Genomic DNA, 12,936 nt, shown 5'->3' with positions numbered 1-12,936 from the left:
TTGCAAAGATATTATAAATTGTTATTCAACGCATTGAAATCAGCAAAATACTGCAATTTTTTGATCATTTCTTACTAAAATCCTAAAGGTGAGGAGGGTTATTTCTAAATCTGGTGAAATAAATGAGCTCTGTCTTTTTATTCTTATCCAGTTTCAGTACTTCCTTCTGCCAGGAATATTTATCATAATCAATTTCTTTCAGCAGTTCATTCTGAAAATTCAAAACTCCATATTTTCCCTCTTTTTTTACTACAATTTCATTTTCAGAGTTCCCAAATATTATGATATCATCGTAAATAAAGGGTACAATTTCCGTTCCTTTTCCATCCAGAATACCATAAAAATTGTCTTTATTTTTACATACAAGAGGTTTTGAATAAGGATTTAGAAAGTTAAAATATTCATTATTCTCATTCCTGATCCAGCTTATGTTTTTCAGCTCATCCCTAGATTTGTCTTTAAATGAAAATCTATAATATTTATCCGATTCCTTCACAATAAGTCCTTCAGGATAAAATCCGAGAATATCTACATCTTCATTAATCACATTTTTAAGATCTTTATCAAGAAGTTTCTCCTCCCCTTCTTTTTTAAGATAAACAACATCTCTTCCTGAAATGGTAAAACTCTGTATGAAATTATATTCCTGTGGAACGATTATATTTCCCTCCAGATCGGCAATTCCGGATTTCTTAGTCTTGTCGTTATAAATGCTGAAAAGATTGTTAAATAAAGGAGTTAAAGATTTAAAAACACTGGAATACAACTTCTTATCTTTTTTATAAAAGACCGTTGTTTTATTATTTTTGCTGAGATAAATATATTCTTTCTTTCCAAAATATTCCGGAATGATCTCTTTAAAAGTTTCATCCGCAATTGTATTTTCTTCTGTATCGATAAGTCCGTATTTCCCTGTAGCTTTATTCTGGGTAATCAAATAAGGATAAGAACTGATACTGGTTACCAACTTCGAAAATGTGTGCAGTGTCTGTCCGTTTTCATCAATGATTTCACTTTGATTATTGTCATTAGTTATAAGAGCCCTCCCTTCTTCAAAGTAATAATCATCTTTAAATCCTCTGGCACTTACCTGTTTTCCATTGAAGTCATAGAGAAACCATCCTTTATCTTTTAAAACAAAGAATCTGTTCTTTCCTGAAAATCTGATTTTGTCTGAATGGGAAATAATCTCTTTTCCATTATAATCATAAACGGCCTCTTTTCCTTCTCTGGAAGAAATGATGAACTCTTCACTCCACCACGGTGTATTAAATTCCTGATTATTTAAAGGGATAAATTCTTTTCCTTTTTCATTAATAACAGCTGATTTTCTGGTGTAATTGGTTTCTTCAGAATAAAGAATGAATCTGTTTTTAAAAACATGCAAAATACTACCTTTATAAGGAGACTCAAAGGTAACTGTACCTAAAGAATCCACAATACCATGCTTTCCGGAAACAGGATCATACAAAGTACCATACCCATCTGAGTAAGAATTAACCTCCTTTCCTGTTTTTTTTGAAAGGATAACCTTCATATATTGGTTAGTCTGCGCCGTACAGACTACAGAGCACAATACAAAAATTATTTTTTTCAAAGGAAATTAAATAGAATTATTAACGATAAGAACGATCTCTCCTTTTAAAGTTTTTGATTTGGAAAACTCAATCAATTCATTGATTGTTCCCCGTTTGGTTTCTTCAAATTTCTTAGAAATTTCACGGCTTAAACTTACTTTGGTTTCTTCTCCAAAAAACTCTTTGATCTGCTCCAAAGTAGTATTGATTTTATGCGGGCTTTCATAGAGAACAATGGTTTTTTTCTCTTCTGCAAGCTGTTTCAGTTTCGTCTGTCTTCCTTTTTTCTGAGGTAAAAACCCTGCAAATAAAAATTCATTGTTGGGAAGTCCTGAAACCACCAAAGCTGGAATAAGAGCCGTTGCTCCCGGCAGGCAGATCATTTCGATATTGTTATCTGCTCCCGCCTTTGCCAAAAGATATCCGGGGTCCGAAATCCCAGGGGTTCCTGCATCGGTAATAATAGCAATATTCTGACCGTTTTTAAGGTCTGTAATGACTTTCTCTGTCGCCTGATGCTCATTGTGCAAATGATAAGATTTCAAAGGCTTGGAGATTTCAAAATGTTTTAAAAGAACTCCAGAAGTTCTGGTATCTTCACATAAAATATACTCTACTTCTTTCAGGACGTTTACCGCCCTAAAAGTCATATCTTCCAGGTTCCCAACAGGTGTGGGAACAAAATATAAGATTCCGCTCAAAATTATAAGAATTTATTTTCCACCAATATCCAAAGTCTCTGCGCATATTCATCCACATTATCCCATTTTCTATCGTAATAAAGATCACTAAGATATTCTTTCGCTTCTTCCAGTGTTTTAAAATGATTCAGCTGGGCTACTGTATCGTTAAGATCAATCTGACTTCCTGCAAACAGCATTTTTGAGAAGGCAATTCTATCATTCAGATCCAGCTTAAACTCTGGTTTTTGCTTGTCGGCTTCCATAAAATGGGTAGGAATATTAGATTTCAGAATACTTTCTGTATCTACTTTCCCAGCCGGACTCTGGGTTTCTTCTTTAGGAATTTCTCTTTCCAGAGGATCATCGTCAAAAAGTGACTGAACCGCTTTCATTCCTTTGATATTGGCTAATTTTATTTTTTTCTCCTGATGATATTCTTCTAAGTTTTCAAAACTTTCATCAGAAGGATGTCTTTCTGTTTCTTCAGGAACAGGTTTATCTATTTCAACAATTTTTCGTCTGTCGTAGACTTCTGCAAGAATATTTTCTTCCTTTTGATTTTGTTCAGAATGGTCATTTTTGATCTCATTCAGAATATGATCTACATTGGAAGTTTCTGTGGTCATTTCTCCCTGTTCAATCGAAGAAGTTAAAACGAATTGTTCTTCATTTTCTTCAATCAGCATTTCGTCATCCAGCATTTCTGTATCAAAAATACTTGGAATTATTTCTTTGGCTCTGTTTTCTTTATCCTCATTCACCATTGGTTCTATTACCTCCGGTTCAGCTGTTTCATCTTCATTACTTCCTATTTCACTTAATTGACTGTTGAATGCCTCTTCTTCTTCTGTCAATGTATCACTAAACATATCTTCGTTGATATCTTCATCAAAATCAGGTTTTGAATCTGACAGAATTTTCTCTTCATCTACAAAACTCAGTACCGCTCCGGAAGCCAATACATTTTCATTTTCATCAATTTCATTCAGCTGATTATTAAAAATAGCTTCTTCTTCTGTAATTTCATGGAAAGAAACGGGCTCTTTACTGTTCTCAACTGGCTTTACCCCGGAGTTTTCTTCTACAAAGCTTATCATGTTTTCATGAAATTCATTCTCAACAATCTCATTCAGCTGATTGTTGAAAACGGCTTCTTCTTCATCGGGTTTGTCAACAAAAAATTCATTTTCATCAATTTCGTTCAATTCATTATTAAAAATCGCTTCCTCTTCTGTGACTTCATTTCCGGAATCGTGGTGTTCTCCTTCTCCGGACGCAAAAGAGAGATGTTGATTTTCCTGATGCCGGCCTGCATGGTCAGTAACGAAATATTCAATATTCTTTTCCAGTAATTTCAAAAAAGAAATCCTGTTAGCAAGCTCATCTACAAGATCTTGCTTGGAAAGTAATTCGTCTACGTTATTTATTTTATCCAGATTATCAATGATATTCTTGGACTCAAAAAAAATTTTTTCCTTTAAATCTTGGATATTCTGCATAATAAGATTCTTATTAAAATTGCTTACTTTTGATGTTAAAAATATACGGCTAATTTAACAAATGTTTTTAGAAAATACAATTAATCATTCCAAACAAAGCGGTTGGATGGAAGTGATTTGTGGCTCTATGTTTTCGGGTAAAACCGAGGAGTTAATCCGCAGATTGCGAAGAGCAGAAATGGCAGGACAGAATGTAGAAATTTTTAAACCGAAGCTGGATATCCGGTATTCTGAAGAGGATGTGGTTTCTCATAATCAGAATAAAATACGGAGTACAGCAGTAGAAAATCCGAATGAAATTCTTCTGTTGGCTTCCAATTGTGATGTAGTAGCTATAGATGAAGCTCAGTTTTTTGATGAAAGTATTGTGGATGTGGCCAACCAGCTTGCCAACAGCGGTGTAAGAGTAGTGATTGCAGGATTGGATATGGATTTTTTGGGCCGTCCCTTCGGGCCGATGCCCAACCTGATGGCTACGGCTGAATATGTAACAAAAGTGCATGCTATTTGTAAGAGAACAGGTAATCTTGCCAACTACTCTATGCGAACTTCCCAGGGGGATAATCTGGTTGAGCTGGGAGAAACAGAAAGCTATGAGGCAGTAAGCCGCAGGGTTTTTATTGACGAAGTACTTTTAAAAAGAAAATAATAATAAAAACGGATCAGCAAATTCGCAGTTAAACAGATTTGCGTTCCTATAAATTAAATAAAGCAGAACGGGTACCAATGGATTATACAGTACAACGCATTTCAGAGATCACCAATGCAAAGGTTATTGGAGACAGAGATTTAATGATTAAAAATATAGCTTACGACAGCAGAATTATTTATTCTACAAAGAATACTGCTTTTATTGCTATTAATACTCCTAAGAACTCTGGTGAAAAGTTTATTGAATCTGCTATTAACCGTGGTATTACCATTATTATTTCTGAACATCATTATCCGGAGTATAAAAATGTAACCTGGATCATCGTTGAAAATTCCGTAGATTTTATTCAAAAATTAGCAAAGTATCATTTCGAGAATTCTCATTTACAGTCTATCGGAATCACGGGAAGCAACGGTAAAACGATTTTAAAAGAATGGCTTTATCAATGTCTATGGAATGAATTTTCTACTGTAAAAAGTCCCAAAAGTTTCAATTCTCAGATTGGCCTTCCTCTTTCCCTTCTTCAAATCAACAGCACACATGAGCTTGGAATTTTTGAGGTGGGTATCTCGAAACCGAACGAAATGGAAAAACTGGAAAATATTTTCCATCCACAGATCGGGCTTCTTACTCATATCGGAACTGCTCATGCTGCCAACTTTTCTTCTGATGAAGAATTGATTGATGAAAAGATTAAGCTTTTTAAAGATTCCGAAGTGATTATCTACAATGGTGACAATTCTTTGGTGGATGAAAAAATAAAAAAATCCTATTCAGATAAAAAGTTAATTTCTTACGGGTTTAAAAAAGAAAACCACGTCTTCATTAAAAACAATATTTCTAAAGATGAAAACATCATCGTTGAATATTTTGGTGAAGAAATCAGTTTTCCTGCCCATCAAAGAGACGAAGCGACATTAACCAATGCTATGGCGCTTATCACAGTCCTTAAGGAGTTACATATCGAAAATAAAAAGATCGTTGAAAAAATCAACCTTTTAAAAGCCGTTGAAATGAGGCTTGAATCCATTGAAGGAATTAAAGGCAATATTATTATCAACGATTCTTTCAACCTGGATCTTGATTCTCTGAAAACTGCTCTTCAGTTTCTGAATGAATACAACAAATCCAAAAAATCGTTAGTTCTGACTGATATCGTAGGAGTAAATGCCAACTCAAAAGAATTATATGAAGAAGTTTCTGAGCTCGTGAATGAACAGCATTTCGATTCTGTATTCTTAATTGGGAATGAAATTTCAAAATTTAGTGATTTATTTAAATCTAAAACCTATACTTTCGTAGACACTAAAGAGCTTATTGAAAGCAAACATCTTAATGAAATCGAAAATCAGATCATTTTACTGAAAGGAGCAAGGAAATTTGAGATAGAAAAGCTTAAAGATATTCTTGAACTGAGAAAACATGATACTGTCCTTGAAATTAATCTGAATGCTATTCTTCATAATATCAATTACCACAAATCTCTACTAAAGCCGGGCACAAAAATGATGGCTATGGTAAAAGCCAATGCTTATGGTTTGGGAAGTTATGAGATTTCAGAATTTTTACAGCACCATCATATCGATTATCTTGGGGTAGCCTTCGCAGATGAAGGAGCAGAGCTTCGCAAAAAAGGAATCACTACTCCTATTGTAGTGATGAATCCTGAACAACACAGCTATCAAACGATCATAGAATATAACCTGGAGCCTGAAATATACAGTTTCAGAATATTGGAACTATTTTATGAGGCTGTTCAAAAATCAGGGGATGATAAGAAGTACCCTATCCATATTAAACTGGAAACCGGGATGCACCGTCTTGGGTTTAAAGATTTTGAACTGGACGCACTCATCGAAACTTTAAGCACTAAAAATCTTAAAGTTCAAAGTGTGTTAAGCCATTTATCATCTTCTGATATTCCAGAAGAAAAAGAATTTACTTTGAATCAGCTAAAGACTTTTAAAATAAATTCAAGCTATCTTACAGAAAAACTTGGCTACACTCCTATCCGACATATTTTAAATTCTTCAGGAATAACAAGCTATACCGAAGATCAGCATGATATGGTAAGAATTGGTATAGGGATGCTTGGAGAATCACCAAGCAGTGAAATACAAAAACAATTGCGCTCTGTTGTAAGCTTTAAAACCGTAATTTCACAGATATCAACAGTTGAAAACGGAGAATCTGTAGGATACAGCAGAAAATATAAAGCAGATCATCCTACAAAAATAGCAACAATTCCAGTGGGTTATGCTGACGGAATTCCAAGGCTGATCGGAAATCAGATCGGAAACGTTGGGGTACAAAAAGCATTGGCGCCTATTGTTGGAAATATTTGTATGGATATGATGATGATCAATGTAGATCATATTCCTAATGTAAAAGAAGGCGATACAGTGACTGTTTTTAATGCCAAACCAAGTTTGAAAGAATTCGCAGGCTACTGCAAAACTATAACCTATGAAGTATTAACGTCCATTTCACCTCGGGTGAAACGGATTTATATAAAAGATTAACTATGAGAAAACTCCTGATTGTTCTTTTCGTATTCCAATTACTATTGATCCATTCTCAGGTAAAAAAAGACTTAGTAATTCCGAAAAATCCTAAAATAGGACTCTCGCTTGCCGGGGGTGGAGCTAAAGGTTTTTCACATGTCGGAGTACTCAAAGTATTAGATTCATTAGGAGTAAAAGTGGATTATATTGCAGGAACCAGCATGGGTGCCATCGTAGGTGGACTATATGCTTCCGGCTATTCGGGAAAAGAAATAGAAAAAATTGTAATGGATACAGATTTCTATTCTCTAATTATGGATCCAAAATCCAGACAGGAAGCCAGCTTTTTCAATAAATCCGTAGATAAATATCTTTTATCAATTCCGCTGAAAAACGGAAAAATCACACTTCCCTCTTCCATCAGTACTGGTCAGAGAAATGTTTATCTTCTTAAAGAACTGTTTAAAAATGTTTCTAATATTGAAGATTTCTCAAAAATGCCTATCCCTTTTTTATGTGTTGCCACCAACCTTGAAAGCGGAAATATGCAGATATTTGAGAAAGGCGATCTCGTACAGTCCATCATGGCCAGCTCGGCATTCCCGTCTTTAATGGATCCTGTTAAAATTGGTGACAGTATTTATATAGATGGCGCAATGACGGTAAACTACCCTTCAAAACCATTAAAGGACAGAGGAATTGATATTGTTATTGGAGTTGACCTAAATCAGGATCTGTCTAAAAGAGAAGATTTAAATAACATTATATCAATTCTGAATCAGGTGATCGATTTTGGCATAAAAAAAGATACCCGAAAACAGTATCAATATACAGATATAAACATTAAACCGAACCTGAAAGGGATGTCTGCAACCAGCTATGATGACAAGAAAAAGATCCTTGACAGCGGCTATGTGGAGGGTTTAAAATATACTCAGATACTGGATCAGCTGCCAAAGCGTCCGTTTGACCGTCTCAGACAGCGTGTAAATCCGATATATTCCAATGTATATAAGATTGACAGTATTTCTATTGAGGGAAGCAAAATCTTCGGTAAAAACTATACTTTAGGTAAAATGGGACTACGTCTTCCCTCTTTGCAAACCTATGGCAGCATCAATAAAATGATTGATAAACTTGTTGCCACCAATAATTACCGCTTTATCAATTACGATATTGTTCAGGAAAATGATGCCAATTACTTAAAGCTTTACGTAACTGAAGATGATACAAGACATTTTCTAAAATTCGGATTGCACTATGATGAAGCCTTCAAAACAGGGCTTCTTCTGAATTATTCTGCAAAGAGACTCTTATTCAAGAATTCAAATCTCTCCTTTGACTTTGTTGTAGGAGACAGACTTAGATATTATCTCAACTATTTTATTGATAACGGGTATATTCCTGGATTTGGTATTTATTCATCCGGAATGACTTTTGATATTAAAAATGGAGATAATTATGCAGTTGATAAATGGGAATGGGTAAGAAATGAAGCCTATATACAGTCCACATGGAAGGATAAGTTCGCAATTGGAGGCGGTATAAGCCATGACTACTTCAGATTGGGGAATAACGGCGAAAACAGGCGATATGGACGCTTTTTAAATCCGTATGTATTTTTGAAAACCGACACTCAGGATGATAAAGAATTCCCTACTAAAGGGGTCTATTTCTCAGCAGAAGGAAAGGTGATTGACCTTTTGAAATCTGAAATAGACAAAAGAATAATTCAGGTAAAAGCGGATCTGAGAATCAATGTTCCGCTGGGCAAACAATTCACTTACCGCCTTAATCTATATGGAGGAATAACAATTGGGGAGAATCTTCCAGACTATTATCAATACAGACTAGGAGGAATATTTGAACAGAATATTCTTAATTTTAAAACTTTCGGAGGCTTTTATTTCGCCCAGCTGTACACTAATAATGTCATATTAGCATCCAACGATATTCAGTTTAAGTTTAACAAAAACTATTTTATCAGTGGAAATTTTAGCTTTGCAAACTTATCTAATGACATTAAGTTTGAAGATGCAGTTAAAGTAAATTATAGTTCACTGGGAATAACGGCTGGTTACAAATCTCCTTTTGGGCAGATAAAAGTTAACTTCAGCCACTCCCTTAAAAACAATCAAAAAGGTATATTCAGTGTTATTTTAGGGCACTGGTTTTAAAAAAAATGATACAGTTCTTTTACGAAAATTTACCAGAATCGGTAAATACAGATTACAAAAAATGGCTGGAAGATCTTATTCTTTCAGAAGGAAAAAAACTAGGAGAAATCAATTACATTTTCTGCGATGACGAATATCTGCTTAAGATCAATCAGGATTATTTACAGCATGATTATTATACCGATATCATCACTTTTGATTATGTAAAAGGTAAGACAATAAGCGCTGAGATTTTCGTATCTTTGCAGCGCATTTCTGATAACGCCTCTACCCTTTCCCGAGATTACGAAGAAGAATTAAGAAGGGTTTTAGCCCATGGTATTTTACACCTTGCAGGCTATAAAGACAAGACGGAAGAGGAAGAAAAAGAGATGCGGAGAATGGAAGATTTGTACTTAGCGAAGTATAGGGATTTGAAATTTTGAAATTGAACAATCACTTAAAGTCCGGTATGTAAAGTACTCAATCATAGCAACAATATAAGTCTACCTAGAGTACATTCTCCAAAAATGTTTCACGTGAAACATTGATTATAAAGATAAGGTTTAAAGCTTAAAACAAGCGAGATAAAAATGATTTCAGAAATATATGATGTGATAGTAGTAGGTGCCGGACACGCCGGTTGTGAAGCAGCAGCAGCAGCAGCCAACCTCGGTTCAAAAACACTACTTGTTACAATGAATATGCAGACCATCGGACAGATGAGTTGCAACCCCGCAATGGGTGGAATCGCAAAAGGACAGATCGTAAGAGAGATTGATGCAATGGGTGGATATTCCGGAATTATAGCAGACAAATCTGCCATCCAATTCAAGATGCTGAATCTTTCAAAAGGTCCCGCCATGTGGTCCCCAAGAACCCAAAATGACAGAATGCTTTTTGCCGAAGAATGGCGACTTGCATTAGAGAATACTCCCAATCTTGATTTCTTTCAGGATATGGTAAAACAACTGATCGTAGAGAATAATAAAGTAACCGGAGTTGTTACCTCTTTAGGAATTGAGATCAAAGCAAAATCTGTAGTCCTTACCAACGGAACATTTCTTAACGGATTAATTCACGTTGGCGATAAACAATTAGGCGGAGGAAGAATGGGCGAACCAAGAGCGTTTGGAATTACCGAACAATTGGTGAGCTTAGGTTTCGAAGCCGGAAGAATGAAAACCGGTACTCCACCAAGAGTTGACGGAAGAAGTTTGGACTATTCCAAAATGGAAGAACAGAAAGGAGATGAAAATCCACAAAAATTCAGTTATCTGGATACTCCGAAATTAACAAAACAATTAAGTTGTCATATTGTGTATACTAACGAAACAGTACATGATATTTTAAGAGAAGGTTTTGACAGGAGTCCAATGTTCAATGGTACCATTCAAAGTTTAGGTCCAAGATACTGCCCAAGTATTGAAGATAAAATAAACCGTTTTGCAGAAAGAAACAGACATCAGCTTTTCGTAGAACCGGAAGGATGGAAAACTGTAGAGATCTATGTAAACGGATTCAGCTCTTCTTTACCGGAAGATGTACAGATCAAAGCTATGAAACATATTCCGGGATTTGAAAATGTAAAAGTATTCCGTCCAGGCTATGCTATAGAATACGACTACTTCCCTCCTACCCAGTTGAAACATACCCTGGAAACAAAATTGATTGACAATTTATATTTTGCAGGACAGATTAACGGAACCACAGGATATGAAGAAGCTGCAGGACAAGGATTAATAGCAGGTATTAATGCTCATAACAAAGTTCATGAAAAAGATGAATTCATTCTGAACAGAGATGAAGCATACATTGGAGTATTAATTGACGACCTTATTACTAAAGGAACAGAAGAGCCATACAGAATGTTTACCTCCCGTGCAGAATACAGACTTCTTTTAAGACAAGATAATGCAGATATCCGATTAACTGAAAAAGCATATCATTTAGGATTGGCAAAAGAAGAAAGATTAAGAAAGGTAGAAGCTAAAATATCTGAAAGTCAGTCACTTGAAGAGTTCCTTCGAGAAACTTCTTTAAAACCAGGTATTATTAATCCTATTTTGGAATCAGCAGAAAGCAGACCAGTAGATCAGGCATATAGAGCTGCTCAGATTCTTACAAGACCTAATATTACATTAGAGAAGCTGGATGAGATTGATTTTATTAAAGAAGTTTCTTCTCAATATAATAATGAGGTAAGAGAGCAGGCAGAAATCAATATCAAATACAAAGGGTATATTGAAAAGGAAAAAGAGAATGTAGCCAAACTTAACCGTTTAGAAAACATTAAAATCCCTGAAGACTTTGATTATACCAACCTTTCAAGCCTTTCCGCAGAAGCAAAACAGAAGATGTCTAATGTACGTCCGAAGACAATAGCACAAGCAGGAAGGATAAGCGGGGTTTCTCCAGCCGATATAAACGTTTTACTAGTCTATTTAGGGCGTTAAAAAAGATATGTTTCACGTGAAACATTAAAAATAATAAAGCGAAAATTAAGGTATTTAAGAGTGTATAACAAAACTCTGAATATCTTAATTTTTTTGAATATAAAAGACAACCACTTCAATGAAAATAAAAGATCATTTTCTTTCACAGGAAATATTTGAAATTAAAGAAACCGAGACAAAAGGAGTATTCAAAACCTCACCTATCCCATCCAATATTTCCAAATACTACGAAAGCGAAGATTATATTTCTCATCATCAGGATTCCGGAAGTCTGAAAGAAAAGCTTTATAAATTTCTTCAGTCTTTTAACCTGCAGTACAAAAAAAATATTCTTATAGACAGGATTAAAAAAGGATCCAAAGTACTAGACTACGGATGCGGTGCCGGAGAATTTGTAAAGTTTATAGAAAATGATTTTGAAACATTCGGTTTTGAACCCGATGCTGATGCTAGAAAAGCAGCTCAGGGAAAAATAACAAGAGCCATCATACTGGATGATATCAATAAAATTGCAGACAACAGTTTAGACGCAATTACATTGTGGCACGTTTTTGAGCATATAGAAAATCAGGATGAGATGCTCAATATTTTCCACGGGAAATTAAAAGAAAAAGGACTTCTTGTAATTGCAGTTCCTAACCCTACTTCCTATGATGCCAAACATTATAAAGAATACTGGGCCGCCTATGATGTACCAAGACACGTCTATCATTTCTCTAAAAACGGAATGGAAAATTTAATTTCAAAAAAGACAGATTGGAAAATGAGAAAAATCAAACCTTTGATACTGGATTCTTATTATATCTCTATGTTGAGCGAAAAATACAAAAAATCACCCCTATTTTGGGCAAAAGCAACAATTTATGGAACGATTTCTAATGTAAAAGCCCTTTTTTCGAACGAATTTTCAAGTTTGATATATATTATCGAAAAAAGATAGAAACTCGAATTTTGAGCTATTTCTGAAGGCCAATTTTCAGTATTTGAACCAAAAAAATAAAAAACTCACGGAAAATATCCCTGAGTTTTTTTATGACTACTACTACAAAATTTTGAAATCTATAATATTGTCATTCGAAAACTTCAAATTTCAGATTTCCATAAAACTACTCCCCTATTCCATTTCTTATAAAAATATACAAAAGCTTTTTCAATTCTTTTTATTCTGTCTTAAAGATCTACTTTAACTTCCAAAAAACAGAGTTTTGCAAAATAAATAATAATTATGCACAAAAAAATAAAAAATAAGTTTTAAAAATGCCAATTCGCGCAAAAACGGCTAATTTAAGGCCTCATTTTTAAAATACACCTTTACATATGGAAAATTTAAGTTATTTAATTTTAAAAGCACTTTAAAAGGTCAATTTTAAGCATAAAAACCAAAAAAAATCGGAATTTAGTAGACTCTT

At 34.5% G+C, this 12,936-nt stretch carries 9 protein-coding genes; 6 read left to right on the top strand and 3 right to left on the bottom strand.

What is annotated here, in order from left to right; genetic code table 11:
• Positions 1–82: 82 nt before the first annotated feature.
• Genes AC27VX_RS00800 through AC27VX_RS00790 form a run of 3 tightly spaced genes read right to left on the bottom strand, consistent with a single transcriptional unit; the run spans position 83 to position 3,759 of the window.
• Positions 83–1,597 carry a WG repeat-containing protein gene (locus AC27VX_RS00800; protein ID WP_488693390.1) on the bottom strand — a complete coding sequence of 505 codons (1,515 nt, stop codon included), beginning with the start codon at positions 1,595–1,597 and terminating at the stop codon, positions 83–85.
• Positions 1,598–1,603: 6 nt separating this feature from the next.
• Positions 1,604–2,278 carry a 16S rRNA (cytidine(1402)-2'-O)-methyltransferase gene (rsmI, locus tag AC27VX_RS00795; protein WP_236856703.1) on the bottom strand — a complete coding sequence of 225 codons (675 nt, stop codon included), beginning with the start codon at positions 2,276–2,278 and terminating at the stop codon, positions 1,604–1,606.
• A gap of 2 nt (positions 2,279–2,280) precedes the next feature.
• Complete coding sequence (locus tag AC27VX_RS00790; RefSeq protein WP_488693389.1) at positions 2,281–3,759, bottom strand: DUF8457 domain-containing protein; 1,479 nt, start codon at positions 3,757–3,759, stop codon at positions 2,281–2,283.
• A 61-nt stretch (positions 3,760–3,820) separates the two neighbouring features.
• On the opposite strand from AC27VX_RS00790, the gene AC27VX_RS00785 reads away from it, so the two are divergent.
• From AC27VX_RS00785 to AC27VX_RS00760, 6 genes are all read left to right on the top strand, one after another.
• Positions 3,821–4,408 (top strand): thymidine kinase, encoded by a 588-nt coding sequence (locus AC27VX_RS00785; RefSeq protein WP_236856701.1) that lies wholly within the window; start codon positions 3,821–3,823, stop codon positions 4,406–4,408.
• Positions 4,409–4,485: 77 nt separating this feature from the next.
• The gene (locus tag AC27VX_RS00780) at positions 4,486–6,933 is read left to right on the top strand and encodes a bifunctional UDP-N-acetylmuramoyl-tripeptide:D-alanyl-D-alanine ligase/alanine racemase (RefSeq protein WP_488693388.1); all 2,448 of its coding nucleotides are present in this window, start codon (positions 4,486–4,488) and stop codon (positions 6,931–6,933) included.
• A gap of 2 nt (positions 6,934–6,935) precedes the next feature.
• A complete protein-coding gene (locus AC27VX_RS00775) occupies positions 6,936–9,092 on the top strand; it encodes a patatin-like phospholipase family protein (RefSeq protein WP_488693387.1) in 2,157 nt (718 codons plus the stop codon).
• A gap of 5 nt (positions 9,093–9,097) precedes the next feature.
• On the top strand, positions 9,098–9,517 hold the full coding sequence (gene ybeY, locus AC27VX_RS00770; protein WP_236856698.1) for an rRNA maturation RNase YbeY: 420 nt from the start codon (positions 9,098–9,100) through the stop codon (positions 9,515–9,517).
• Positions 9,518–9,664: 147 nt separating this feature from the next.
• Positions 9,665–11,527: a tRNA uridine-5-carboxymethylaminomethyl(34) synthesis enzyme MnmG gene (mnmG, locus tag AC27VX_RS00765; protein ID WP_300691700.1), complete on the top strand. Its 1,863-nt coding sequence runs from the start codon at positions 9,665–9,667 to the stop codon at positions 11,525–11,527.
• Between the two features lie 118 nt (positions 11,528–11,645).
• A complete protein-coding gene (locus tag AC27VX_RS00760; RefSeq protein WP_488693385.1) occupies positions 11,646–12,467 on the top strand; it encodes a class I SAM-dependent methyltransferase in 822 nt (273 codons plus the stop codon).
• Positions 12,468–12,936 lie beyond the last annotated feature (469 nt).

The sequence above is a fragment of the Chryseobacterium sp. 14P4.3.2 genome (genome assembly GCF_057799275.1).
Note: the sequence above shows the minus strand (reverse complement) of the source record. Positions and strands in the feature narration are given on the sequence as shown.

Bases quoted from the DNA above. Each gene is read 5' to 3' on its own strand.
- AC27VX_RS00790 (WP_488693389.1), bottom strand. From the start codon at position 3,759: ATGCAGAATATCCAAGATTTAAAGGAAAAAATTTTTTTTGAGTCCAAG.
- AC27VX_RS00785 (WP_236856701.1), top strand. From the start codon at position 3,821: ATGTTTTTAGAAAATACAATTAATCATTCCAAACAAAGCGGTTGGATG.
- AC27VX_RS00780 (WP_488693388.1), top strand. From the start codon at position 4,486: ATGGATTATACAGTACAACGCATTTCAGAGATCACCAATGCAAAGGTT.
- AC27VX_RS00775 (WP_488693387.1), top strand. From the start codon at position 6,936: ATGAGAAAACTCCTGATTGTTCTTTTCGTATTCCAATTACTATTGATC.
- ybeY (WP_236856698.1), top strand. From the start codon at position 9,098: ATGATACAGTTCTTTTACGAAAATTTACCAGAATCGGTAAATACAGAT.
- mnmG (WP_300691700.1), top strand. From the start codon at position 9,665: ATGATTTCAGAAATATATGATGTGATAGTAGTAGGTGCCGGACACGCC.
- AC27VX_RS00760 (WP_488693385.1), top strand. From the start codon at position 11,646: ATGAAAATAAAAGATCATTTTCTTTCACAGGAAATATTTGAAATTAAA.